The sequence below is a fragment of the Deltaproteobacteria bacterium genome (genome assembly GCA_016210005.1).
In the GTDB taxonomy this organism is placed as follows: Bacteria; Desulfobacterota; Binatia; order HRBIN30; family JACQVA1; genus JACQVA1.
Genome location: JACQVA010000240.1, coordinates 1 through 26381, shown reverse-complemented (window position 1 = coordinate 26381; position 26381 = coordinate 1). Strand labels below are relative to the sequence as shown.

Sequence of the window (26381 nt, the reverse complement as noted above, 5' to 3'; positions counted from 1 at the left end):
CTGCGCAGCCGTGCGCTTCGTAGTAGACCAGCTTGTCAACGCCGTACACCCGCGTTGCCAGCTGTGAGGTCACCCCAATGCACAGCGTGCCGTTCCGTTTGCTGACCAGGATGTAAACGCAGAACTGCTTGTCCATAGCGCCAAACGCCAAACTGGATTCCCGCTTTCGCGGGAATGACGGCCATAACACCGAACCGCGTTACCCGCAGATTTGTCTCGCACCCCTTGCCAGCGTCTACCCGCTCCCCCTGAACTGCTATCTTCGAGAGTCTTCGCGCGGCGCGACGATTTCACGGATCGTCGGCCTTGGAGGGCGCCCGGCCCTCGGCGCCGCGGTGGGGTGGCGCCGCCGGAAAGGGGCGCAACAGAGCCACGACCAAGGAGTTGGCAGGCACAGCCTGCCCTACTACTGACCTGAAACTCGACCGCTGTCTCGGCACCATTGCCCGTTCCGCCTTCCGTCATGCCGGCGAAGGCCGGTATCCAGGCGGGGGGTGGGACCAGAACCTGGATTCCGGCTTTGCCGGAATGGCGGATTTCTGCTCGTGTCTCAGCGCGGGCTTGGCCCGCAGCCCAAAGCTCGACTGGGGTATTCCGTCATGCCCGCAATCTTTAGAGCCTGCCCCCGCGAAGGCGTGGGGCGGGCATCCAGGGGCGGTGGGGCTCCGGATTGATTCCCGCCTTCGCGGGAATGGCGGAGGGAAATCTGCGCGCGACGCCAAGACTTTCGGCCATAGTAGTTCAGGACCGGCGTGCCCCTCCATGAGGATGGCCCGGCTCCGCCGGCAGCCGGCCTCACGCCCGCGCCGGGCGCAGATCGCGCAGCCGCAGTTGGAGGCTCGTGTTGCCGTTCCACTCGTCCATCGCCGGCGAGTAGAGAATGTCGATGGTGCCGGCATCGGCAATATCTCGGTTGGCCATGCCAAAACCGATTGCCGGCAGCGCGCGCTCGCCGTGCTTGAGGTAGAGTTTGAGATGCTTCTCGCCGACGATGCGACGCGACAGCACGGTCACTGCCCGGGTGCAAAAAATCGGCTCCGGATTCCCCATGCCGAAGGGCTCCAATTGTTCGAGGTCGGCCAGCACCGCATCGTCGATGTCGCACAGGGCCAATTCGGCATCGACCGCGATTTCCGGGGTGAAGTGCTCGGCGCGCGTGTTCGCCCTTACCGCCTGCTCGAACAACTCGGCGAACTCCTCTACCCGCTCGCGCCGAATGCTCAAGCCCACGGCCATGCGGTGTCCGCCGAAGCCTTCGAGCACGCCGCCACAGGCCTTGACCGCTTCGTGCAAGTTGAAGTGGCGAATACTGCGCCCCGAGCCCCGGCCGATGCCGGTCTGCTGGTTGAGCGCAATCAACAACGTCGGCCGGTAGTAGCGCTCGACCAGGCGCGAGGCGACGATGCCGATCACCCCCGGATGCCACTCGGGCGAGGCCAGCACGATGCTGCAACGATCGGCGTCGCCCCGGGACTCGATACGCTCGACCGCGTCGGTCAGGATCTCGATCTCAATGGCTTGGCGCGCGCGATTTTCCTGGTCCAGCGCCTGCGCCAACTGCTCGGCGCGGCCGGCATCCGCGGTCGTCAGCAACTCCACCGAGCGCACCGCGTCGGCTAAGCGGCCGCCGGCGTTGAGCCTGGGGGCGAGGCGAAATCCGACTGTGCCGGTCGTTACTCGCCCTACCCCGCTGACAGTCTTCAGCGCCATGATCCCCGGCCGGCTCGACTGCGCGAGTTCGCGCAAGCCGTGCTTCACCAGCACACGATTCTCTTCGAGCAAGGGAACGATGTCGGCAATGGTTCCGAGCGTCACCAGGTCGAGGTAGCGGCGCAGATCGGGCAGCGCTTCCACCCCGGCCTCCCGCAGGCACATACGCACGCCCAGGGCGAGATAGAACGCCACGCCCGCGCCGCAAAGTCCGGCAAACGGAAAGCCGCCGTCGGGCTCGATCGGGTTGAGCACGGCATAAGCCGGCAGCCGCGTACCGGACACCTGGTGATGGTCGCAGACGATCACCTCCATGCCCAACTCGCTTGCCAGCGCCACCTCGCGGTGGGCTACGGCGCCGCAGTCAACCGTTATCATCAGCCGCGCCCCCTGCTCCGCCAGTCGCCGTACGCCCGGCTCGGTCACGCCATAGCCATCGCGCAAGCGGTGTGGGATGTGCAGCAGCGGCTCGTGCCCGAGTGCACGCAGAAAGGTGAGCAGGACCGCGCTGCCGCTGATGCCATCGACGTCGTAGTCGCCGTAAATGCCGACCTGCTCGCCCGCGCGCAGGGCCACGACCACCCGCTCGGCGGCGCGTGCCATGTCGCGGAAGAGCATTGGCGAACGCAGATGCTCGGCCAGCTTGGCGCTGAGAAACGCGGTTGCCGCTGCCGGTGTGGTCAGCTCACGGTTGACCAGCAGCCGCGCCAGCAGCGGCGAGACTCCGAGTTCACTGGCGAGCGCGGTTTCGACCTCGGGCCGGCGCGCAGCCAGCAACCAGCGCCGGGCCATAGTTGTAATACGCCCCTAGCGCTTGCTGCTACGCCCGCGCGCGCCGGTTTCAAAGGCGAGGACAACCGGGCTGGCGACAAAAATCGACGAATAGGTGCCGACGAGGAAGCCGACCAGCAGGGCGTAGGCGAACCCGTGGATCACACTGCCGCCGAGGAAGAACAAAGCCAAGATTACCAGCACCGCCGTGCCAGTGGTCAGGATTGTGCGGCTAAGCGTCTCGTTGATGCTGCTATTGACGATCGACGCCAAGCTTTCGCGCCGGCTCTTGCGCATGTTCTCCCGGATGCGGTCGGACACAATCACCGTGTCGTTGACCGAGAAGCCGACCACGGTCAACAGCGCCGCCACAATCGTCAGGTCGAACTCGTAGTTGAGCAGCGCCAGCGCCCCAACCGTGATGGTCACATCGTGGATCAACGCCACCGCGGCGCCGATGCCGAAGCGCAGCTGGAAGCGCAACCAGAGGTAGATTCCCATCATAATCGTCGAAGCCACCACCGCGAGGATCGCCTTCTGCCGCAAGTCCTTGCCGACCCGGGGGCCGACCGATTCGACGCGTAGGACCTCGACTTGCCCGGCGCCGAACTTGGCCGCCAGCGCATCGGCCACCGGTTTCGACGCTGCCCCGGTCTCCACGCCGCTGAGCGGCAAGCGCACTAGAAATTCACCCGGGCTGCCGAAATCCTGAATGGTGACGTCGCCGAACTCGACGCTAGCGAGCGCTCCGCGGACGTCGCCGATTGCCGGCGGCGCGGCAAAGCGCACGTGCATAACCGTACCACCGGAGAAGTCGACCCCGTAGTTCGGTCCCCCGCGCCACGCCAGGGTTGCCAGCGAGGCCAGGATCAGCACGCCGGAAAAGGCCATGGCGGAGAAGCGCTTGCCGACGAAGTCGATTGTGGTGCCAGGTTTGATCAATTCCATGACTTATACACTCACGTTCTGCAGACGGCGCTGGCTGAGTAGGTAATCATAGACCACCCGCGTGGCGACGACGGCCGTGAACACTGTTGTCACCAGGCCGATACACAAGGTCACCGCGAACCCTTTCACGGGTCCGGAGCCGAATTGGAAGAGGATGATTCCAGACAAGAAGGTCGTGACGTTGGAGTCGAGGATGGCCGGCAAGGCGCGCTCGTAGCCGGCCTCGATCACCGCGCGGGCGGTCTTACCCAAGCGCATCTCCTCGCGCATGCGTTCGTTGATCAAGACGTTGGCATCCACGGCCATGCCCAGGGTCAACACCATGCCGGCGATGCCCGGCAAGGTCAGCGTGGCGCCGAGGGCGGCCAGCACGGCCAGCAGGAACAACACGTTGAGCACCAGCGCAAAATCAGCCAGCACGCCGGCGACCTTGTAGTAGACGATCATGAACACCACCACCAACGCGCCGCCGACGACGAAGGAAATGATTCCCTGGCGGATCGAATCCTTCCCCAGCGACGGCCCGACCGTGCGTTCCTCCGCCGCGTGCACCGGCGCCGGCAGCGCGCCGGTACGCAGCACCAGCGCCAGATCACGTGCTTCCTTGAAATCGAAACTGCCGGTGATCCGCGCCCGCCCGCCGCCGATGCGCTCTTGAATCACCGGCGCCGATTGCACCACGCCGTCGAGCATGATCGCCAGCCGGCGCCCGACGTTGGCGCCGGTAACGTCCTCGAAGATCTTGGCGCCGCGGGCGTTGAGGTCGACCTCGACGTACGGGGCATCGAGCTGGGTGGCCGGGCGTGGCCGGGCGTTGGAAATGATGTCGCCGCCCATCAGGGTGCGCGGCTCGAGCTTGTACTCGGTGCGCGTCACCCGCCCGGTGGCACGATCGAGCTCGCGCCCGGCCACCGTGATCAGCCCGGGGTTGGCGCTGTCACCGTCTTTGGCCACGAGCTTGAACTCCAGCGCCGCGGTCTTGCCGATCAGCGCCTTGGCTCGCTCCGGATCCTGGATGCCGGGCAACTGCACCAAGATGTCCTGCGCGCCCTGGCGCTGCACGATCGGCTCGGCGACGCCGAACTGGTCGACGCGGTTGCGGATGATCTCCAGCGATTGATCGAGCGCACCGTCGCGAATCTCGCGGATGCTCGCCGGGGTCATCTTGGTACGCACGGCTGAACTGTCGCCTTCCGTGACCAACGAGAGGTTGGGGAAGCGCTCCGAGATCACCTTCTCCAGCGCGTCGCGCTTGGCCGGGTCGCTCAATTGCGCGGTGACCATACCGCCCTGCGTAGTGACACTGCTGAGTCCGATCTGCTCGCTCTTGGCCTCGTTCTTGAGATCCTCGGCGGCGCGTTCGAGGTGATTGCTGATCGCCTTGTCGACGTCCACCGTGTAGACGAGGTGCGTGCCACCCTGCAGGTCCAACCCAAGCCGGATTGGTCCCGGCAGGAAGTCGGGCCAACCCTCGGGCTTGCCGCCGAAGTAGGTCGGCACCAACAACACGGCCGCGAGCACCATCAGGGCCGCGACCAGCCCCATACGCATCCACAAACCCGACTTGTTCACTTGTTTTCTTCCTTCTCTTTCGGCTTGGGCTCATCCTTGCCGGCCTTCGCCAGTGAGCTGATCTGCTGGCGGTCAATCCGCACGCGCACGTTGGGGGCGATCTCCAAGGTGACCACCCGCGGATCGAGGGTCATGACGCGGCCGTACAAGCCCCCGCTGGTAACTACCTCATCATTGCGTTTGAGGTTATCGAGCATGCGGCGATGCTCCTTCGCTTTCTGCTGCTGCGGTCGGATCAGCAGGAAGTAGAAGACGACGAACACCAGCACCAAGGGGGCGAAGCTGACCAGCGCCGGCGGCGCACCGCCGGGCCCGGCTTGCGCCCACGCTGTTCCAATCATGACTCGGCTCCTGCTTCCATGCGGGCAATGGCTGCCGCCGCCCACGGCTCGAAAGTACCGCCGGCAATCGCCGCCCGCATCCGGCGCATCAGCGTGAGATAGAAGTGCAGGTTGTGCAGCGAATTGAGCTGCGGCCCGAGCATCTCGCCGCTGGCGGCGAGATGGCGCAGATAGGCGCGCGAGAACGTCCGGCAACCGTAACAGCTGCAACTGGCGTCCACCGGCTCGGGATCACGCGCGTAACGCGCCAGGCGGATATTCATCGACCCGTCCCAAGTGAACAGCATGCCGTTGCGGCCGTTACGCGTCGGCAGCACGCAGTCGAACAGGTCGTAGCCCATGGCGACGAAGCGAATGAGATCCTCCGGCCTTCCCACACCCATCAGGTAGCGGGGCGCCGCGGCCGGCACGGCAGCGGCAGTGGCGGCAGCCACCTCACGGGTCATTGCGATCTCTTCTCCCACGCTCAAGCCGCCCACGGCATAGCCTGGAAAGCCGAGCGCGACAAGTTCCGCGACGCAGTGCCGGCGCAGATCCTCGAACACGCCGCCCTGGACGATGCCGAACAGCACCTGCCCGTCCTCCCGCGCCACCTGCTGCGAGCGCTGGGCCCAGCGCAAGGTGCGCGCCATGGCGCGCTCGGCCTCGGCGCGACTGGCGGGGGCCGGCAGGCATTCATCCAAGGGCATCATGATGTCGACCCCCAAGCGCACCTGCAACGCCACCACGTCTTCCGGACGCAGGACCATCTGCGCACCATCGATATGCGAACGGAAATCGACCCCGTCATCCGTCACCCGGCGTAGGGCCGCCAGGCTGAACACCTGATAGCCGCCGCTGTCGGTCAAGATCGGGCCGGACCAGCCCATGAATCGGTGCAGGCCGCCGAGTTCCTCGATTGTGGCCACGCCCGGGCGCAGCGCCAGATGATAAGCGTTGGCCAGCACTATCTGGGCACCAACCTCGCTGAGCTGCGCCGGGGTTACGCCCTTGACCGTTGCCAGCGTCGCCACCGGCATGAAGTTCGGCGTTTCGACGACGCCGTGGGGCGTTATCAACGTCGCACGGCGGGCGCTGCTGCCGGCGCTCGTGTCGCTGACGGCGAACCACGGGTTGGCAACCTGTTCCGCCACAGCGGCCCCTGACATCGCGGCGCTCATTCAATCAGCATCGCGTCGCCGTAGCTGTAGAAGCGGTAACCGCGGCGCACCGCGTCAGCGTACACCGCCAGCGTTGCAGCGTGTCCGGCGAAGGCACAAACCAGAGCCAGCAGGGTGGAGCCCGGCAGATGAAAATTGGTGAACAGCGCGGCGATGACCCGAAAGTTATGGCCCGGCCGAATGAACTGCTCGGCCCAGCGTGCGCCCGCTCGCACCGTGCCGGCGGCATCAGCCGCCGACTCCAGCGCACGAGTGACGGTGGTACCGACCGCCACCACCCGCCGGCCTTCGGCCCGCGCGCGGTTGACCAGGGCGGCCGTGGCCGGGGGGACATCGCACCACTCGGCCTCCATGAGGTGAAGGTTCAAGTCGCTGGCACGAACCGGCAGAAAGGTTCCCGGTCCGACGTGGAGCGTGAGAAAGGCGACCTCGGCTCCCGCGTCGGTGAGGGCGTCGAGCAAGGCGGGGGTGAAGTGCAGCCCGGCGGTGGGCGCTGCGACCGCGCCCGAGTGCGCCGCGAACACAGTCTGATAGCGCTCGCGGTCGTAGGGCAGCGGCCCGTCTGGCCGCTTGATATAAGGTGGCAATGGCAGTTCGCCGCGAGCCGCCAGCAACGCCGGCACGTCGTCGGGATCGAAAGCCAAGTCGTACCGGCCGTTGCCGTGGGACGCCGTCACCGTGGCACTAGCGCTATCGTCGAACCGCACCCTGACACCGGGGCGCAGCCGGCGGCCCGGCCGGCCGAGGCCCTGCCAGTTGCCGTTGTCATTGCGGCGGATGACCAGGAGTTCGACCGCAGCGCCCGTGGCCGTCCGACCATACAGCCGTGCCGGCATCACCCGCGTGTCGTTGAATACGAAGACATCGCCCCGGCGAACGAAGCGTGGCAATTCGGCGACGTGCGAGTGCACCAGCTGGCCGCTTGCCCGGCTCCACTCCAACAGCCGGGCGCCCGTGCGCTCGGGCGCGGGCTCTTGCGCGATCAGATGCGCCGGCAGCTCGAAGTCGAAGGCGCTCAGCGGCAGCCGATCCGGCTCCGTGCCGGCGAGAAGTGCAGCAGTCTCCATGGCTCGTAAAAAGGAAGGGCACCGCAAGGGTGCCCCTCGTGCAACCTGAAACCGCGGTCGGTTAACCACAAGCCCCATAGCTAGTCAACCGCAATACGTAGGGCTACCAGGGCCAGCCCAAGGCCTCCCTCACGGTCTCACCCCGGGGGGAACGCAGACGGTAAGACCCTGCGGTACCACGCGCACGCAGTACGACGTCACGGCGGGGAACTCCTCACCGTCGATTTGGCAGGCGACCGGCCCGTCACAGTCGACGTGCAGCTCGCGCACGCGCTGTAGTTCGGCGGGAGCGCGCACGTCTAGGCCGCGGCTGTGGCCCAGGTGCCGCCGCCACGCTTGCGGATAGCGCCGCAGATAGTCGCTCGCACCCGCGAAGCGGTGCAGATCGAGGTAACCGTCGTCACACGTGTTCACCGCGTCGAAGCGGAACTCGCCGGCGTAGATTGGGGCGTTGCTTACCAGCAGGTTGTAAATGGCGGCGGATTCATCCGCACCGTCGATCCGAAGCCGGGCCAGACTGCTGCGATGGCGCACGAGATTCACGGCACAGCTCCACAGGTAGAGCGGATAGCCGCCGATGCCCCGGCCAAGCCGCAGCCGCCGGCGCAGGCGGTTGCGGGTGACGAGGATGTCGGCGTCCATACCGAGGGCGAACGAGCCGGCGAAGTAGCGCTCACCGGCCTGGCCGAGATCGATCCGGCGGCGCTGGCCGTCTAGAATGGCGCCGGTGGCAAGTGCGATGCCGCCATGCCCCTGCCGGCGGAACGAGCGCAGGCCGAGGGAGCGCCCGACGTTGTTGGCGGTGCCGAGCGGTACGATGGCGAGGGCGGGCGCGGCGTTCATCGCCGCCAGCATGATCCCTTGCACCACCTCGCTGACCGTGCCGTCGCCGCCGGCGGCCACTATCACCTCCGGCTGAGCCTGCCGCACCAGCTCGGCGACGCGTGCGGCGTTGGCGCCGTCAGCCGACGTGCGCAGCTCCGCGCAGATGGCGGCGCGCCGGCGCAGCAGTTCAACGGTGCGCGGCCACAACCCCAGGTTGTCGCCAGCAAGCGCGCACGGGTTTACCACCAGCGCGATTGCCGGCGCGGGCTGCGGGAGTGCACGATCGTTCACGGCGGCGATCCGCAATCAGCGGCGGTCTTCCCTGAGGATGCGGCGGCGGCGGCGGGCGTTGCGCAGCTGGCGCCGCCCCAAATGTAGCAGCGTACGCCAGTCGAAGCGCGGCCATTCGAGCAGCGCTTCCATGATGGTGATGGCCTTGCGCCCGTCGCCGCGCCAGTCGCTCATCACGCTCGGTTTGTAGATCTTGGGGCCACGAAACATCGCGCTGCGGTCAAGCACTTCGTTCGGGCCGAGATACTCGACCGTCACCGGCAAGCCGACGCGCTCGGCTAAGCGCCGCTCCGCCGCCGCGTCGCCGGCATTGGCCGGCGCCGCCACCTCCATCAACAGGTGCAACCCGCGCCGTCGAATCAAAATGAAGAAGATGCGCGTGCCGACCCGATCCGCGAACTCGTACGCAGCATCGAGAATTTCGTAGGCGGAGACCCGCTTGCCGCCGATTTCGACAACGTCATCAAAGCGGCCAAGGACCTCGGCGGTCGGCCCGGCCTGCCCGCAGGAGCACGCCGTGTTACCGAGTCGCACCAGATCACCGGTGAAATACCGCACCAGCGGCATGGCCTCGTGGATCAGACTGGTGACAGTCAACACTCCAGCCTCGCCCGGCCCAACCGGCGTGTGCGCCGTCGGCTCCAGCACTTCGATCTCCAACAGGTCGGCGCACAGGTGCAAGCGGCCGGCGGTGCAACTCACCCCGAGTAGCATGGTTTCGTTAGAGCCGTAGATTTCGACCACGCGCGCCTGCCAGTCCTGCTCGATGGCCCGGCGCAGCGCCGGCGGCAGCACCGCGCCACCGGCGAAGATCACCCGCACCGAGCCCAACTCGCGGCGCAGGTCCAGCCCCTGCTCCTTGGCCAACTCGTGCAGCAGGATAGGTTCCAGCGGCAGACTGGACAGCGCCGTCACATGCAGGCGGCCGATGAACTCCAGTGCGCGGGTAAAGGGCACATCCCAGCTCATGTTGCCGGCGGCAATGTGACAGGCGCCGGCTTGGCGCAGCGCCTCTTCGAACACGAACGACACCGGCGCGAACAGCGGGAAGCGGTTGAGTAGGATGGTGTCGGCCGACAACTCCGGAGTCATGCGGCGCACCACCGCCGCCATCTCGCGCAGCTCGTTCAGCCCACACCAGGTCGATATCGGCTCCCCGGTGGTGCCGCTCGATTCGTGGTAGTGCCAGGCTTTAGCCGGCGCCACGGCAAGCATGCCGAACGGAGTGGCGTCGCGCAGGTGCTGCTTGAAGGTCAGCGGCAGGCGCGGCAGATCGCTGCGCCCGCCAACGTCGAGGCCCGCCAGATGCTTGGCGTAGAACGCGCTGCGGCGCGCGCGCGCAATTGCCTCGCGCAAGCGCTGGTCCGGGTCAACGGCAGCGGCGCGCGCAGGCGCACTATCGGATCGCTCCATGTTCAGTCCCCTCGATGGCTACCGGGCACAAAAGTCATCAGCGCCGGCAAGAGAATGATAGACAAGAGCACGCAGAGCAACAGCCCACCACCAGCCAGCAATCCCAGCGCAGACAGCGGCGGGTAGCGCGACAGGCCGAGAAAGCCGAAGCCGGCGATGGTCGTCAGTGCCGTGGTGGCGACGGCCCGACCGGCAACTCGAACGGCCGCGGCAATGCTTGCTTGCTCCCGGCTGCAGGCAACCAGGTACACGCCGTAATCGACACCGATGCCAAAGATGAGGGGAACCACGATCAGGTTGACCGGATCGAGCGCCATGCCCGCCGCCGCCATAACCGCAAAGACGGCGGCAAGCGCGAACAGCACCGGCGTCAAGATCACCGCCGCGGTGCGCAGGTCGCCGAAGCTCAGCCACAGCAGCAGCAGGTTGGCGGCGAGCCCGAAGACGAAAAACATCGTCAACTCGCGGCGCAGGACCCTACCCAGCTCCTCCTCCAGCAGCGCTCGCGCCGCCACGGTTATCGCCATCGGAGCCAAGTCGCCCCGCACGCGTTCGGCCAGCGCCCGCCAGCTCGCTCCCGCCGCCGGCTGGCAGTAGGTGGCCACCGTGTACTCGCCGGCCCGCTCGCGTACGTGGTGGTCGATGGACTGGGCGACCGGGACAAGTGCGGGATTGCCGATCGCCACCAGCTCGTGGCGCGGGCGCTCGAAGTCGGCCAGAAACTCGCCAAAGCGCTCGGGCACGAAGCCGTGACGTGCGAGCGCGGCGCGCAGCTCAGCAATCGCCGCTGTCCGCGGCAGTTGGTTGTACCGATCGAGACGCGCCTGCTGCACGCGCGCGGAAGGGAGCAGCGCGCCGACGCTCTGCACCGAACGCAGCAGGCCCTGCTCTTGGTAGCGGCGCAGGTGGCGGGCCACCTCTTCCGCATCGCTCAAGGCCCTCTCCAGCTCCGGCCGCCGCACCAGAATAGCCGCGCCTGTACCGGGCTCGCCGAAGCGCGCCGCGATTTCGTCCTGCACCTGCGCGGCGGTCGAAGCCCGCGGCCGCAAATGCGTCAGGGTCACATCCAGTTCCACGTGCCGCGCAATCACGAGCAACGCCACCGCCAGCAGCAGCGCCGCCGCGCTGACGGCGCCGGCCCGCCTCGCAGCGGCCGCCGCACAACGCTCGAGCCGGACCGCTGCCAGCGCGGTGCCGCCGGCCTGGGCGCGGCGCATAAAGAAGAAGCCCAACGCCGGATACAAGGTGAAGAACTCCAGCGTGGTCAGCAGCATGCCCAGCCCGGTGAGGATACCGAGCTGGCGCACGGCCCCGAGCACCGAGAAGGCGATGACGAAAAACGCGGCCGCGGTCGTGGCCGTGCCCGCCACATTGGCGCGCCCGAGCCCCGCCAGTGTTGCCGTCACTGCCTCAGTCACATTCCGGCACTCCGCGCGCTGCCGCTCTTGCAGCAGGCGGGCGTAGAAATGAATGCCCGAGTCGATCGACAGGCCATACAAGATCGCGGCGAAACTCAGCGACACCCCGTTGAGTTGCTCGAACAACAGCAAGGACAACGCGAAGGTCAGCAGGGTGGTGACCATCAGCGGATAAGTCACAAACGGTAAGATCCGAAAATTGCGATAGCCCGCGTAGAAGACGGCGAGCACCCCGCACAGGGCCAAACCGGTGTAGCGGCCGATGTCGCCCTTGAGCGTGGCGGCATCTTCGAGCGCGTAAACGTAACTGCCGGTATACGCCACCCGCACCGCTTCTGCGGCCAGCGCGCGGCGCACCTGCGCCTCCGCTGCCTGCACCTGTTGCATCAGCCGCCCGCTGAAGTCGATGTCGAAGGCCGCCGCCCGCGGGCGCACCAGCAGCAACAGCGCCTGCCCATCGGCCGACATCAAGTAGCCGCTGCCGTGAGCGGGTGCGGCCTGGCGATACGACTGCGCCAGCGCCCCGGCCGCCAGCCGGCGAAAGCCGAGCGGATCCTGCACCACGGCACGCGCGGCGCTCAAGTCGAATGGAGCGCTCAGGACGGCACGGTCGGCAGCGACCTGCGCCTCGATACCAGCAGGCGTCAGCCGGTCAGCCAGCTCAGCGTAGTCGGCTTCGGGCACGTAGTTGTAAAGGTAGCGTCCGAGCAAGCCGTCGAGGACCGCTTGCACGTTGATACGCGCGTGCACGGCGCCAACGGTGTCGAGCTGAGAGAGCCGGCTCGCGAACTCGTCGGCGAAACTTTGCAGCCGCTCCGGCGGCGCACCCTCGAGCAGCACCACCAACTCGTTGAGCTCACCGAAATCGGCAACAAACGACTTGAAGTCATCGAAGGCCGGCGTTCCCTGCGGCAGCATGCCGAGCACGTCGATATCCAGGCGCAGGCGTGTCAGTGACAGCGCCGCCAGCCCACAGGCGATCAGCGACCCGAGGATGATCGCACGGTGGCGGCGCTCGATGAGCGCCGCCCAGGCCTGATAGGAGAAGCGCACGATCGGCCTACGGAGCGGCGGGCTGAAACAGCTCGTCAGCGAGCACAGGGTTCACTTCATAGCGTTGGATCGCAATTTCGAGCGCGACGTCGCGCGCGGGATAGAGCAACGCGATCCGGTAGGGCAGCTCGGCATCGCCGACGGGGCGGTAGTCGTCGTAGCGCAAGATCAGGCGCGGCTCGCCGGCCTCGTAGCTGGTCTCTTCACCGATGGTGGCATGCGCCCGATCGATACGGAGCCGGCGCAGTACCTGCCCGCCGGCGTCGCGGCAACTCACCACGATCACCGGCCCGCGATCGTCCTCGGGAGTGCAAGCGCCGGGAAAGGCAGCCGGGCCGCGCAAGAACGCCTGACCGAGATCCGCGTTGGAGAAGCCGGCCGCCGTTTCAGCCGCACTGCCGGTGACAACCTGTCCTTGCAGGGGTAGCGACAACTGCGCCTGCTCACCCCAGCGCACGTAGTCGAACACCGTCAACCCCAGCGGCAACATCATCCGCAGCCTAAAACGGTCCGGCTTCTTCACCAGCAATACGCCAGTCGTCGAGTGGTGCTCGCCGCCGCGGCGCGCAGCGGCGCTGAAACGGGCGCGCAGGGTGGCGATGCGCTCCTCGCCCGCTCGCACGGCGGCGACCACGGCCGTGGGCTCGAGCCCCGGCAGCTCCGGCGCGGCTGGCCGCGACGGCGCACAGCCAGTGCCGAGGATCGCCAGCAGTACAACGACAAGCCCGCCGCCGCGATCTGAATTCAGGTTACGGCTCATCGCTCCGCTTGGAAATGCAACACCAACTCCGCCGCCGCGCGCGGCCGGCCGCTCACGCGTATCGCCGCACGCGCGACCACGTTGGCGCCGAAGCAGCGCGCCACGCGTGCGGCCACCAGCAAGCGGTCGCCGGCCACGATCGGCCCGCGGCAGCGGAAGCGATTGAGGCGCGCCAGCACCGCTGGCGCGGCAGCGCCAGCGGGTGCGCCGGCCAGACCAGCCAGCTGCGCCATGATCTCGGCGAGCACCACCGGCGCGAGCACGCCGGTTTCGTCCACAAGGGGGTCGTTGCGGGTCACGTTTCTAACCCCCACCGCCCACCGCCTCGGCTCCACCAGCAGCACGCGATCCAGCAGCAAGAACGGATGGCGGTGCGGCAATCGGGCAAGCGGGTCTTGGTCTTCGTGACTCATCGCGTGAGGCTGCGGGCAAACCGCTAGCGCGCGAACAGGGCATCCGGCACATCGGCGTTGCGCTGCACGTTGCGCAGCGTGATCTCCAGCCGGTCGCCGAAGCCATCTTCGAGGCGAATTGTTTCTGCCACCAGCTCGCGGCCGGCAAACCGGATTTCGAGAGCGCGAAACCAGCGTTGCCACTTCTCCTGCCTTGGCACCAACTTGACCACGACGGCGGCGCCATCGGGTGCGGCCACTACCTCCACACCTTCTCCCAACCCCTGCACCGAGCCGGTGAAGATGGCGCCCAGATGCGTAAACATCGCCGCGATCGGTGCCATCGCGACGGCCTGGCGCTCGCGCTCGGGCAGGTTGGGGATCTGCACCTCGCTGCCGTTGACCACCACCGTCGCCGGCTGTGGCCGCTCGACTTGCAGCAACATCCGGTCGGGCCACTTGAAGACGAATCGGCCGCTCGACACCAGCGGCTCATCAAGCAAGCTGAGGTGCTTGACCTGAACGAAGTCGGCGGTGATCGTGCGCGTCTGACGCTGAGCGGCCTCGAGGAGACGCAGGCAGGCGGCGGTCGAATCGCACGGCTGCGCGCGGCTCGCACCTGCCGACAGCAGCGCGAGCACGACCGCACCAGCCGCCAACGTGCGGCTATAGCTGCGGGGTGGGCGCGGCACCTTGGTTTGCCAGAACGAAATCCGCCAGGGCGTTGATCGAGGCGAAGGCCAGCTTGCCGACTTCCTCGTCCGGGATGCTGATGTGGAAATGCTCCTCGACCAGCACCACCAGCTCGAGGGCGTCGATCGAATCGAGCCCCAGCCCCTCGACGAAGATCGGCTCGGCGTCGGCGATGTCCTCCGGCCGCTTGTCCTCGAGCTTGAGTCCCTCAATCAGCAGCACCTTGAGGCGGTGCCTCAGTTCGTCACGGTTCACAGTTCACCTCTCTCGTCTGTACGCCATACTTACACGCACGCTTCCAGGCGCGGCAAGCCCCACGGTAGCGCTGCCGGGCGCCGCACCATCACCGCACGGCTCAGAATGCCTGCCGCGTGCCGAAAAGAAACTGCACATCGCCGGCCTTGCGCGGCTCATCCACCCGCGTGGCAACCTCGATGTAGGCCAGCGAGGGAAAGAAGCCGAGAAACTCGTAGACCGCGGCGAAACCGGCCCCGACACCCACGGCCCAGCCGCCGGCGTCGTAGATGCGCTCCGTCGCGTTGCTGACCCGGCCGCTATCGGCAAACAGCCGCAGCTGGCCGCGCCGCAGCACCAGCAAGTCGAGGAGATTCCAATCAACTTCGGGATACACCGCTTGGCGCAACTCGCCGCGCAGCAGGAAGATGTTGCGGCCGAGTTCGTCCTCGGCGCCGATGCCGCGGATCGAGCGGGAGCCACCGAGGCTGTACAAGCCCTGATTCGGCACGCGACTGCCATCGAGCGGCTCGCTGAAGCCATTGAGCACTTCGAGCGCGCCAATAGTGCGATGGCTCCATAGCGGGTGAGTGCCGATCAGACGAGCACCCCAGTCCACGTAGTCGTAGTTGCCGCCGAGGCTGCGGTCGTACCAATCGGCATAAAGCCGCAGGTTCCGCTCGCGGGTGGGATTGTCCCAGGCGAAGACGTTGGTGTAGTCGTAACGCAACCCGAGCGCGGCCAACTGGCCGCGGGTGCGATCATTCGGGCGGCGGGCATCGGTGAAGCTGCCGTTGAGCCCTTGGAAGCCATAGAACGCGTAGAGGTTATGCCGGTAGGTGGTGGCATCGATCGGCGTACCCCAGTGGGCGCGCGCGCCGGCGGCAAATCCGAGGCTGCGGTTGGTGTAGAAGGCGGCCGCGGCCAGGTCCCGGCGATAGTCGTAGCGGCGGCGGCCGACCATCAGGCCGGAGAAGCCGAATTCGGTCGAGCTGATTTCGACCTCGGCGCTATCGAGCACGAGCTGGGGTGAGGGCGGCTGAAAGTTGTCGTCGCGGCGATCTTCGATCAGCCGGCGCTCGGGATCGAGCACCGCTTGGCGGACCGGCGCGGTGGTCTCGGCGCTGAGGTGCCCAACGTCCCCGCGCCCGTCCCAACGCAGATCCAACTCCCGGCCGCCGGAACTGCGCAGCCGTACCGTCACCGGCTCCGTGACCGGACGCGAGGAATCACGCAAAAGACTTAGTTGATGGCGATAGGTGTCCGATTGGCGTTGATTCAACCTCAGCGTCCCCAAGCGGTAGTTCAGCGCCGGGTAGGGTTGCAGCCATTGGTCGAAAACCCAGTCAAGATCGCCAGCCGCCGACACGCAGCCGCGAAAACGCTCGGCGGCGCCGGCGCAGCGATCAACGAGCGCCGCGAATTGCTCCGGCCCGACCACCTCGCGCAGCTTGTTGAGGACGACACGCCCGGGAGGTCGCGAGCTGTTGAACGTGGCGATCTCGCTGTGCAGCGGATCAGCCACGCGAGCGCGCTCGAAGAAGGCCTCGACGAACGGGATCTTCGGCACGCTCTCGAAGCGGTCAACGATCGCGAAGATATTGAAGCGATCGATCCAGTCCTGCACACTCGGCGTGTTTGGACGCGCTTGCGCAACAAAACGATCGGCCAACACGCGCGCCAGCCCGTCGCTGACCCACCAGTAGTCCTGGGCTGGTTCGCGGGCACTCAATTGCGGCCGCAGCATCTCGGCGTAGAGCGCCTGCGCCAGTCGCAACTCGTGAAACGGCCGCAGCAGCCAATGCACCTTGAGGGCCCGGTCCGAGATCACCGCCATGCCTTCAGCCGCGGCAGTGAGGCTCAGGCGCAGCGGTGCTTGCACGACGATCACCTCCGCCGGCCGTTGCGACAGTAGTTGCGGGCACCGGGCGATGATGTCGTGCAACGTCGCGCTGACAATCTCGTCGGGCGTGGGGCCGAAGCTGTGGCGCAGAGTGCGGCGCGGCGGGCGCTGGAAGATGACGATGCGGGTGCCGCCGGCGGTGGTCTCGCGGCGCCGCAGCTCCGGCGCCGCCACCAGCGACAAATAATGCACCGACGGAAATCGCAGCCTGGCTGCGGCCTCTGCCCGTCTGATGTGATGGCCGTTGAGTACCGCTTCCAGTTCCGGTGCGATGCTCAGCTCGACCTCGAAATCGGCTAGCGGCGGCGGCGCGTCCAGCTGCCACGAGCCATCGGCGCTGAGCGCGGCAAGGTATGGATACCAGCCGCCAATCAACGTGAGTTGGCCATCAAACTCGCCGAAGCTGCCGAATCGGTGCGGCACGACGGTGCGAAAGCGCAGCCTCAGGGATCGCGTCGCCCCCGGCGCCAGCGGGGTAATGGGCAGCCGGACCAGGCTGCCATCGGGCACTTCCGCCTGGTGAACCGGCGCGAGGGCAACGCGGCGCCCGCCATCATCGGCCTCGAGGATCGTCAGCGCGCCGGGATCGAAGTCTTGCTCCGGGTAAACGAACTGCCGATTGAAATCATTGATGCCCTCATCGGGTTTGGAGAACCGATTGGGGAAGAGGACGAACACCGCCTCATCGAGCACTCGGTGGCTGTGGTTGGTGAAGCCAACCTCAAGCACACCTTCGATGTGGGGCGCAACCTGCGCCACTGCCGCGGATAGCCGGTATCGCGGCGGCGCTTGCATCTGCGCGCGCGCCAACGCGGGCCACTGCGAGAGCAGGGCAATCGTCCCGCACCAAGCCATCCATCGCTCGCACCATCGCACCGCGCCTTGGTATCGACCCGCCCCGGATGATGCAAGCTCGCCCGGTTACTGTACCATCGGGCTTGCCGGCTCGGGGACACTCAGCGGACTTCCCAGAGGCGCAGACCGGCAGCTCCAGCCGCGGCCAACCAGCGGCCGTTGCGGCTGAAGTCAACGCTGTTAACGGGCGAGCCGAAGGCGATGGTCAACAGCGCGCGGGCGCGATCGGGCTGCCACACTTTCACCTGACTATCCTCACTGCCCGAGAGCAAGAAGTCGCGCGTCGGACCGAACGCCAGGGCGGTGACGGGATCGCCGTGGGCCTCGAAGCGCTGCTCTTCCTCGCCGGTGAGCACATCCACCGCGCGGATGAACTCGGTGTCCACTCGATCGCTGTGCCTGTATACGCGAATCTCTTTCAAACCGAGCGCCAACAAGCGACCACACGGGCTGAGGGCCGCGGAGTGGAGGGCACCCATACGGAAGACCGGCGCCAGCGAGCGCAGCGCGCGGCGTCCGTAGACGTCGAGAAACTGAACCGCCTGATCCACCCCGGCGGAGATCACGGTGCGGCCATCGCGGGTATAGCTCACCATCTGCACGCGGCCCCTGTGGGCGGAGAACTCCACCAGCGGCTGTCCGCCGGCGAGGTCCCAGACCGCAACTTCACCCGACTGGCGGCCGACGGCTGCGTGCTGTCCATTCGGGCTCAGGCCCAAAGCGGTAACGGCCTCGCCATTGCCCAAGTGCGCGAGGGCTTGGCCCCGTTGCACATCCAAGACCAGCAACCGGCCATCGTCTGCGCCAGCCACCAGCCTGGCACCGTCGGCGCTGAAGGCCAGGGCGCGCACTTGCCCGCCCCCGCTCTGGCGCCAGAGCAGGCTCTGACGCTCCACGTCCCACAGCGACACCGCGCCCGTCTCCGCGACAGCCAGCAGCCGGCTATCCGGCGAGAAGGCCAGCGCAGTGGCGCTGTCGCCGCGGCGCAGCTTCTCCGCGTACGTCAGCCGCACCGGCTGCTCGGCGGCGACGACGACGGTGCCCAAGCCCGCCAAGCTGACCATATCGGCCAGCGCCCGCTCGATGGCCAGCCGCTTAGCGGCCAGCGCCGTATCGGCCACGGGGCTTGGGTTACTTCTGGTTCCAAAGGGCCGGCTGGTAGCGTTGCCCATGACAGCTGCGGTTTCGGCTAGGGTTGCGCGCAGATCAGTGTTCGCCGTACCGACCCACAGCAGGCCAACGCCCTGAGCGCTTTCCGCCGAGCAGAATCCGCTGAGCAGAATCTCAACCTGATAGCGGGCGCGCAGTTCACGCAGCTGGGATATGGTCGGGTTCATGGCCACTTCGTAGGCGGTACGATCGGCGCGCAGTCTTTCCAGCGTTGGTTGATCAAGCACTTCAGCGCCGGCGTTGCGCAGCGCGGCGAGAACCGATCCTTCGGCCGTCGCCAGCACCTCGCCGCAGCCGCCCCGATCGAAGAAGGCTACGCCCACGCGCTGGTGCGCGAGGGCGCGGCCGAACAGCGTACCGGCACCGCCGCCGGGAGCGGCGGGTGCCGCGCCGGGAGCAGCAGCCATCACCGCCGCCGCCGGCTCGCCGTAGACGCGCACCTCGACCGGCCCACTGTCGCGATTGGCGGCGCAGCCCGCCAGTGCCAACGCCGCCGCCAGCACGGCCGCCAGTCGCACGCTCATTCTTGACCCCCAGCTGCTCGCGCCCGTGGTCGAACGGTTACGCGGCCGGGATCCTCGCCGATCAGCTCGTAGCCCAGGTCATACAGGCCATTGATGAGGGCCTCCTGATCGCCCTGGTATTCGAGATTAAGCTCGGCGATGCGCTGTTGGTAGCTGCGCCGTTGCAGTCGGCGCACGCCTTCGAGGCTGCGCAGCTTAGTCTCCGTGCCGCCAAGTGCCGCGCCCTCCACGTCACGGATCAGCACCTCGTACAGCCGAGGCTCGGCCGTGCTCCAGCTGTAAATCAGGCGCTTGGCCAGGGCTGCCGCCCTCCCATCGACCGTGGCTTTGAGCGCACGCGTAACCGCGCTGTCAGCGCTGGTGGCGCTGGTGTCCTTTCGTGGCTTCTCCAGGCGTTCGGACAGGCTGATGTATGCCGTGGCCGCTTCGATCGCCCGCACCTCACAGGTGGCTTCATCGGCGATGAAGAACTCGACCCCCTCGAAGCGCTGGCGGCGCGGCTCGCCCACCTCGCAGCTACCTCTGAGCAAGATGTCGACGCCCAGCCGCTCGCCCATGGCCGCCGCCGCCTCGCGGTCATCCAGCGCCAGGGTAACGTCGCGCTGGCGCAGTCGCGCGAGCTGCTCTTGCGAGACGACTGTGGCCCGCTGCTGGAGTAGCGCACGTTCCAGTTCGCCGCACAGGAGTCCGCACGACGAGTCGCGCCCGCCAAGTCGTTCCGAGATCTCGATCGCCACCCGCGGCAACAGCTTATCGGGCGCCACCACTTCCACCGTCCACTCCTCGGCAGCGCCCTGGTCTTCGCGGCTGCGGGCAACGAAGCGAACGGTGTGCGAGCCCGGAGCGCCGCCGGAGAAGCTCCAGCGCAAGCCGGTGCCCACTTGCCGCCCGTCGAGCTGCCAGACCGTCTCGGCGAGCTGAGCACCGTTGGGGTCCAGGGCATCAACCGCGAAGCCTTGCACTCGTCCGATGGCTAGGCGCACCGAATTGCTGCGGGGCCGCACCGGCGTAATGACCGGCGCCAAGGCGGGCAGCGGGCGCGCCGGGGCGCTTTTCTTGGCCAGAACGAACTCACCTTCGCCGGCCATGCGCCCGAACTGCGGCGTTTGCGCTCCTTGCGACAGCTTGGCCACGCGCGGATTGACGTAGACGCCGATCTCACTGGCAGTAATCATACCGTCGTGGTCGAGATCGGCGCCGCCATCAAGGCCTTCGAGCAGGATGCGTGTGAACAAGCCGCTGCCGCCCTGCTCGATGACTTGCTCGCCGGCACGGCCGGCAGCCAGCACCTGCCGCACGGGCTTGCGCAGCCACGCCGGCGCCGCGCCGCTACGGCCGGCGCGCAGCAACATCTGGCCCGAGTAGCAGGCATCCATCACATAGAGCAGATGCTTGGCCGGGACCTGCTTGCCGAGAGCGCGCAGCTCATCGACCGAGAGGGCGGTCTCGGCGTAGCGTTCCCAGCTGGCGTCAGCGGGGATGAGGTAGCCCTTGGAGTCGCCGTTGGGTAGGGATTCGGTCTGGCCGTGGCCGGCAAAGAAGAACAGCACGCGGTCATCCGCCCGGGTATCGCGCTGCAAGCGCTCCCAGACGCCGACGATGGCCGCACGTGTCGCCTCGCTGTCACGTAGTGTGATCACATGCTCGAAGCCGAGCAACTGCAGCCGGGCGGCGACCTGGTCGGCGTCCTTCACTGCCGAGTTGAGCCACGGCCAATTGCGGTAGCGATCGATGCCGATGACCACCGCCCAACTGCTGCCGTAGTTGTCGCTCAGTTCGGCGCGGATATCCGGCTGCGGCGCGGCCCGGGCGGGGGCGGCCTGCGCTGCCGCTAGCAAGCCGACGCCGAGAATCCATTCGTAACGAACCCGCATTGCTCGTTCCTCACAGAAACCTGCCCTCCGCCCGGCGCCACCCGCGACGGCCGTTGCCGTCCGCGGGCAGCGCCACGGCTGAAGACTTAACGGAAGTAGTACGAAACGCCGAAGAGGGCGAGTAGTGCCCCCTCATCCATGGCATCGGTCGAGGCTATGTAGTCGAGCTCGGCGTTGACCGAGGTGGTCTTGGTCAGGAAGACCTTCACTCCCGCCTGACCGCCCAACGCGCCGTTGGTATCGGTTCCGCCACCCCCGCCAAAGCCACCTCCCGAAGACGAAAACAGTACGCCGCCTTGCACGCCGACGAACGGCACGGTCGTGCTCTCCGGCAACAGGTGGTAATCCACCCGACCGGTAAGCGCGCCGGATGGGGTGTCCTTGAAGTTCCCGTATACCTGCGGCGCTATCGCCACCTGCAAGGCATCGGTGACGAAATACCCGACTCTGCCGACCACCAAGTAGCCGGTGCTCTCACGATTGGTGTCTTGCACGGGCATGAAGACCGCGCCCTGCGCGGCTGCTTCGACGATGCCCGTCTGTGTTTGCGCTTGCGTGTTCGGGGCGCCAACGACAGTACCCAACAGGACACAGCTCACTGCTAACCTTCTTAACCTCATTTCCCTTCTCCTCCGGCCTCACAGCCAGCATTAAGACATCGCAGCGCGACACACTTGCCCCGGACCAGCACGGCTGCCGATGCCGGGCATTTCCGTGCGCGCGCGGGGGGGCGGGCCGCGGCAGTGCGAGCCCGCGCTTGACGCCGCAGCCGGCGACTTCGCTGATTGTACCGAACACGAGCAGCAAGAGAACTTCGACAGGCTAGCGACGGGGGCCGGGCGCGGTGTGAGGGCAGCGCGAAAAGGGTCCACCGGCGACCGCAAGCGGTCTGCAGCACTACCAGGCGATACCCACACCCACACCACGCCTCTCCCTCCCGTTTACCCGCGGAGAAATAGCGGACGAGTACAACTTGCTCCTATCGCAGGCGGCGCTTTGCTGTCAATAGGCCCTAGCGCCAAGCTGCACTCAAGTAGATGCCATAGCTACGGTTCTGAGAAAAAGGCCCTCGTGTGTCAGGGCGTACCGCCCAGTTCACGGACAATGGCGCGCACCCTGTGCTTTTCGGCTTCGCCGTCCGCGGTATCGCGGAGGTAGGCGCGGAACTCGGCGATCGCCCCCGCGACGTCGCCGTTAGCCTTGAGCACGCCCGCCAGCTGGTAGTGCGCCGAGGCAAAATGTGGCCGGACACGCAGCGCCTGCCGGTAGGCGTGGGCGGCCGCGTCCAGCTCCTTGGTATTCTCCAGCGCCACCCCCAAGCCGTAATGGGCATTGGGATGGTCCGGCTTGAGGCGCAGGGCCCGGCGAAACTCGTCGATCGCACCGGTCCAATCACCCGTGCTGGCCAAGGCGATGCCGAGGTTATTGTGCGCGTCGGCATGATCCGGCGCGAGACGCAGGGCCTCGCGGTAGGCGCCGATGGCCTCGTTCACCGCGCCGCTGGCCTCTAACGCGATGCCGAGATTGTAGTGTGCCTCGGCGTAGTCGGGCTTGAGGGCCAATGCCCGGCGGTGCGCGCTAACGGCGCCGGCGAGATCACCCTTGACCTTCAGTGCGATACCGAGATTGACGTGTGCCGGCGCGAAGTTCGGTTTGCGCCGGATCACCTCACGCATCTGCCGCGCCGCTCCTTCTGCGTCACCTTTGGCGAGCAACGCTGAGCCGAGGTTGTTATGCGCTAGGACCGAGTCAGGGTTGAGGGCGAGGGCGCGACGGTATTCGCGGATGGCGTCAGTGAGCGCGCCTTTACTCTGGAGCGCGTTTCCCAGCCCCCCGTGAGCGGCGGCCGAGCGCGGCTGGAGGCGCAGAGCTTCGCGGAACTCGGCGAGCGCACCATCCCAGTTGCCTTCCTCATATAGTAAGCCACCCATGGCTTGGTGGGCGGGCGCGCTGTCGGGATCGAGCGTAAGCGCCTGGAGGACTAGGGGGCGGGCCCGCCCCCTGCCAGCCGGCGTCGACGCGCCGGCGAGCACAGTCCCTTGCTCCGAGCCCAGCGCCACCCACGCACGCGCCAGCAGATCGCCCACCTCGAGGTTGGTCAAGGTTGTATCGCGCTGCCGGCTAAGCCGTTGAGCATCGTCCGGCGTTCTTGCCTCAGCCACCGAACGCGATTGCTCGGCCAGGCGACGGCGCAGCGCGTCGTTCTCGGCACGCAGTTGTTGCAGCTGCTGACCTGCCGCCTCGTTGCGGCGCAGGTTCTCGATCTGCTTGGTGAGGACGGCGGGGTCAATATCGCAAACCACTTCGACGCTGATGACCATCGACTTCCCATCGGCGTCGAGGGCGGTGTGTTCGATGGCTTCCTTCACCTCGACGATGCCGGCGGTGTAGGCACGAATCTCGTCGCGCCCGAGTTTCATGTCGCGCACCTCGGAGATGCTCTCGACATAGGTGCCGACTTGTTCCAGCGCCCGGCGCTTGGCGTCGGCGAGGGCCAGGCGCTTGCCCTCGGCGCGAGTATCGTTGTCGCCCATACGGTACTCGCCGCTGGCGCGGATGGCACGAACCTCGGCGGCGGCAACGGCCACGGGCACTAGCAACAGCGCACAGATCGCGCTCCAACGAGTCATGGCGTTTTCTGCGAACACAGTGAAGCCAGGACCTTTAACTACGCGCTCGGCAAACGTGTCAAGCAGCGCGCGGGGCTTGCGCTAGTTGCACCGGCACGGGGTGGCGCGTAGACAAGGAAGCCATGACGATCGACGACTTGCAGACCCCGGCCTTGCTCGCGGACGCGGGGGTGCTCGAGCACAACCTGGCCGCCATGGCCGCCGCGCTGCCGGGCGCTCGCTTGCGGCCACACGTGAAAGCGCACAAGTGCACTGCGCTCGCCCGCCGCCAGGCGGCGCACGGCCACCGCAGTTTCACCTGCGCCACCATCCGCGAGGTTGAAGGAATGGCAGCTGCCGGACTGCGCGACGACCTCTTGCTCGCCAACGAGGTGCTCGACGCGCGGCGGCTGGCGGTGACCGAAGCTCGCATCACGGTTGCGGTTGACTCGGAGGCCACGATCATGGCGGCGGCGGCCGGTGGCCTGCGTGAAGTGGTGATCGACGTCAACGTCGGCCTGCCGCGCTGCGGCTGCATGCCGGAGGACGCCGGCCGACTGGCCGACTTAGCACGCCGCCACGGCCTCAGCGTTCGCGGCGTGATGGGCTACGAGGGGCACGTGGTCGGGCTCGATGATCGCGAGGCGCGGGCACGGCTGTGTGGCGAGTCGATGCAGCTCCTACTGGCAGCGCACCGACTCGTGGGCGGAGAATTGATCTCGGCCGGTGGCACCGGCACCTACGACTGCAACGTCTGGGCAAACGAGATTCAAGCCGGCTCGTACGCCTTGATGGACAACACCTACGCCAAGCTCGGCTTGCCCTTTCGGCGCGGATTGAGCGTGCTGGCCACGGTGATCTCGCGCTCCGCCGCTTACGCCGTCGCCGACTGCGGGCTGAAGGCCCTCGGCATGGATCACGGCAATCCGACAATCGACGGGGCCGCGGTCTGGTTCTGCTCCGACGAGCACATCACCTTCGCCCCTGAGGAACCGGTGCGCGTCGGCGATCGCATCCGCGTCTGGCCGGCCCACATTGACCCCACCATCGCCTACCACGAGCGCCTCCACCTGGTGTCGGGCGAGCAGGTAGACGAGAGCTGGGCGATCGATTTGCGGGGGTGGTGAGTGAATCGCGATGCGGGCACACTGCCCCTAGAGCTGGTACTCTACGCTCAGCTCTGGGTTTTCACCGGCCAGTGCATCTTCCAGGAACTGCCGGTGGCGCCGGCTGTCGCGCAGATAGGCCTCGAAGAACGGCACCAAGGTGAGCAACGCCAACTCGTGCTGGCGGGCGGGCTCGATCGCTTTGGGTTGCGGTCCCGGGGCGCACGCCGGCGGGCAGTCACCACGCACCAGCCCCGCCTCGGCACCGCCTAGTTGCCGCAGCAGCTCCTCGTTGTTGCCGCCCGTGCTGGGCCGGCCGAGCTGAGCGCAGCCCACGCTGTCGGGGTTGTGCAGTCCGCCAAACAAGATCGAGGCAACGCCGGCAAAGCCGGTGTGCGAACCGCCCGTAATGGTCGCCAAGTACTTCGGCGCATTGGCGCCGGCGAAGACCGCCGGGGCGCTCTGTTGATAAGGGACAATCGCGTCGATGTCGCCGTGCACGATCATGAGGGGAACGCGGCGGTCGCCGAAGAATGCCGGGGTGAAGAAGCAGCCGGGACCTGCGATGGCGGCCACGGCCCGTACGCGCGGGTCTCGCAGGGTGGGATGAAACGCCGCCAAGTAAGTGGTCAGCCCACCGAGCGAAAGCCCAGCCAGCCCGATGCGGTCGTGATCGATGTGCCGCGCCAGCAGGCCGCTGGGCGCACTGTCGAGTGCCAGCAGCTGGTCGATCAGGAACTTCACGTCGGCGGGCTGATTCACCACGTCGGCCCCGTTGGGCCGCTCCGGGGCATTGAAGTTCGTCAGCGGATAATCGGCCGAGGCTACGATGTAGCCGTAGCTGGCCAGTTGCTGAACGATGTAGGTTTCGCCCGCGCGTGTACCCATGAAGCCATGGCTGTAGACGATCAACGGATAGCGTTGCCCGCCGGGGAGAAATGCCGCGTCACGCGTTTCATCATCGACATCAGCGTCGGGAGTGGCTGGATACCAGATCTCCGTAACCAGCGTCCGCGTTGGTGCACCTTCGTAGCTACCGTTGGGCATCGTCGGCCGGCTGGTATCCACGAACTCCACGGTGGTTACTCCGACTGCGTTCGGACCGCGCTGGAGCACCGCCGCACTATCGAGCGGTTGGGTCTCCTCGACGGTGCCGCCACAGCCGTTGCCAAGACTTACAAGCGCGAATAGCCACACCCGCGCCAGCCGCTGCAATCGTATGTGCATGTCCGGCTCACTACAAAAGCGGAATCGGCGAGTCAACGAAAAGCCTCGCCGTCCGCAGTCCGAGGGTGTGCGACAAATCTGTGGGTGACGTGCAGCCGACCGGGCAAATCCTCACCAGTCTGACAGTACTGTGTACTGTCAGGCCGAGGCCCATGGCCGAAAGGGACGCAATCTGTCATTCCCGCGAAAGCGGGAATCCACGGCACCGGCTCGCTACGACCCGCCAGCGCTATACGATCTCGTCATCGAGGTCTCGCCAGTCCGGGTTCTGAGCTTCGATTAGCTCGATCTTCCAGGCGCGGCGCCACTGCTTCAGCTGCTTCTCCCGCACGATTGCGGTCTCTGCGCAGCCGTGCGCTTCGTAGCGGACCAGCTTGTCAACGCCGTACTTGGCCCGAAAAACCCTCCACTACCTTGCTCTTATGCTGCCACACCCGCGTTGCCAGCTCTGAGGTCACCCCAATG

The 26381-nt window shown here is 66.9% G+C and carries 21 protein-coding genes and 1 pseudogene; 1 reads left to right on the top strand and 21 read right to left on the bottom strand.

The features are described from left to right. The 19 genes from HY699_22815 to HY699_22725 all read right to left on the bottom strand — a co-directional run. On the bottom strand, window positions 1-136 hold a 136-nt coding region (locus tag HY699_22815; GenBank protein MBI4518640.1), incomplete at its 3' end, for a GIY-YIG nuclease family protein. 659 nt (window positions 137-795) lie between these two features. Continuing rightward, entirely contained in the window at window positions 796-2502 is a 1707-nt protein-coding gene (gene recJ, locus HY699_22810) for a single-stranded-DNA-specific exonuclease RecJ (GenBank protein MBI4518639.1), read from the bottom strand. A 15-nt stretch (window positions 2503-2517) separates the two neighbouring features. Next, on the bottom strand, window positions 2518-3429 hold the full coding sequence (gene secF / locus HY699_22805) for a protein translocase subunit SecF (protein MBI4518638.1): 912 nt from the start codon (window positions 3427-3429) through the stop codon (window positions 2518-2520). Window positions 3430-3432: 3 nt separating this feature from the next. Further along, window positions 3433-4980 (bottom strand): protein translocase subunit SecD, encoded by a 1548-nt coding sequence (gene secD, locus HY699_22800; GenBank protein ID MBI4518637.1) that lies wholly within the window; start codon window positions 4978-4980, stop codon window positions 3433-3435. Between the two features lie 17 nt (window positions 4981-4997). Then, the gene (gene yajC / locus HY699_22795; protein MBI4518636.1) at window positions 4998-5342 is read right to left on the bottom strand and encodes a preprotein translocase subunit YajC; all 345 of its coding nucleotides are present in this window, start codon (window positions 5340-5342) and stop codon (window positions 4998-5000) included. Next, the gene (tgt, locus tag HY699_22790) at window positions 5339-6490 is read right to left on the bottom strand and encodes a tRNA guanosine(34) transglycosylase Tgt (protein ID MBI4518635.1); all 1152 of its coding nucleotides are present in this window, start codon (window positions 6488-6490) and stop codon (window positions 5339-5341) included. Before tgt ends, yajC begins: the two co-directional genes overlap by 4 nt. 8 nt (window positions 6491-6498) lie before the next feature. Continuing rightward, entirely contained in the window at window positions 6499-7569 is a 1071-nt protein-coding gene (gene queA, locus HY699_22785) for a tRNA preQ1(34) S-adenosylmethionine ribosyltransferase-isomerase QueA (GenBank protein ID MBI4518634.1), read from the bottom strand. 129 nt (window positions 7570-7698) lie between these two features. Further along, a complete protein-coding gene (locus tag HY699_22780) occupies window positions 7699-8685 on the bottom strand; it encodes a hypothetical protein (protein ID MBI4518633.1) in 987 nt (328 codons plus the stop codon). A 15-nt stretch (window positions 8686-8700) separates the two neighbouring features. Beyond that, complete coding sequence (locus tag HY699_22775) at window positions 8701-10098, bottom strand: phenylacetate--CoA ligase family protein (GenBank protein ID MBI4518632.1); 1398 nt, start codon at window positions 10096-10098, stop codon at window positions 8701-8703. Window positions 10099-10100: 2 nt separating this feature from the next. Next, window positions 10101-12569 (bottom strand): MMPL family transporter, encoded by a 2469-nt coding sequence (locus HY699_22770; GenBank protein MBI4518631.1) that lies wholly within the window; start codon window positions 12567-12569, stop codon window positions 10101-10103. Window positions 12570-12576: 7 nt separating this feature from the next. After that, complete coding sequence (locus HY699_22765) at window positions 12577-13329, bottom strand: hypothetical protein (protein MBI4518630.1); 753 nt, start codon at window positions 13327-13329, stop codon at window positions 12577-12579. Continuing rightward, entirely contained in the window at window positions 13326-13742 is a 417-nt protein-coding gene (locus HY699_22760; protein ID MBI4518629.1) for a hypothetical protein, read from the bottom strand. The genes HY699_22765 and HY699_22760 overlap by 4 nt, the downstream gene beginning before the upstream one ends. Before the next feature lie 23 nt (window positions 13743-13765). Further along, a complete protein-coding gene (locus HY699_22755; GenBank protein MBI4518628.1) occupies window positions 13766-14413 on the bottom strand; it encodes an outer membrane lipoprotein carrier protein LolA in 648 nt (215 codons plus the stop codon). Continuing rightward, window positions 14388-14669, bottom strand: coding sequence for an acyl carrier protein (locus HY699_22750; protein MBI4518627.1), 282 nt, complete (start codon window positions 14667-14669; stop codon window positions 14388-14390). Before HY699_22750 ends, HY699_22755 begins: the two co-directional genes overlap by 26 nt. A gap of 100 nt (window positions 14670-14769) precedes the next feature. Continuing rightward, window positions 14770-17406, bottom strand: a complete 2637-nt coding sequence (locus HY699_22745; GenBank protein ID MBI4518626.1) for a hypothetical protein — start codon at window positions 17404-17406, stop codon at window positions 14770-14772. A gap of 101 nt (window positions 17407-17507) precedes the next feature. Next, window positions 17508-19100: a WD40 repeat domain-containing protein gene (locus tag HY699_22740; GenBank protein ID MBI4518625.1), complete on the bottom strand. Its 1593-nt coding sequence runs from the start codon at window positions 19098-19100 to the stop codon at window positions 17508-17510. Beyond that, window positions 19097-20974 carry a caspase family protein gene (locus tag HY699_22735; GenBank protein ID MBI4518624.1) on the bottom strand — a complete coding sequence of 626 codons (1878 nt, stop codon included), beginning with the start codon at window positions 20972-20974 and terminating at the stop codon, window positions 19097-19099. Before HY699_22735 ends, HY699_22740 begins: the two co-directional genes overlap by 4 nt. An 86-nt stretch (window positions 20975-21060) precedes the next feature. After that, window positions 21061-21573 carry an outer membrane beta-barrel protein gene (locus HY699_22730; GenBank protein ID MBI4518623.1) on the bottom strand — a complete coding sequence of 171 codons (513 nt, stop codon included), beginning with the start codon at window positions 21571-21573 and terminating at the stop codon, window positions 21061-21063. A gap of 477 nt (window positions 21574-22050) precedes the next feature. Further along, the gene (locus HY699_22725; GenBank protein MBI4518622.1) at window positions 22051-23604 is read right to left on the bottom strand and encodes a tetratricopeptide repeat protein; all 1554 of its coding nucleotides are present in this window, start codon (window positions 23602-23604) and stop codon (window positions 22051-22053) included. Window positions 23605-23726: 122 nt separating this feature from the next. Between HY699_22725 and HY699_22720 the strand changes: the two genes are divergently transcribed. Beyond that, on the top strand, window positions 23727-24710 hold the full coding sequence (locus HY699_22720; protein ID MBI4518621.1) for an alanine racemase: 984 nt from the start codon (window positions 23727-23729) through the stop codon (window positions 24708-24710). 27 nt (window positions 24711-24737) lie between these two features. Here HY699_22720 and HY699_22715 read toward each other — a convergent pair whose 3' ends face one another. Beyond that, on the bottom strand, window positions 24738-25916 hold the full coding sequence (locus tag HY699_22715) for a hypothetical protein (protein MBI4518620.1): 1179 nt from the start codon (window positions 25914-25916) through the stop codon (window positions 24738-24740). A gap of 229 nt (window positions 25917-26145) precedes the next feature. Beyond that, a pseudogene (locus HY699_22710) lies at window positions 26146-26380 on the bottom strand (GIY-YIG nuclease family protein). Window position 26381 lies beyond the last annotated feature (1 nt).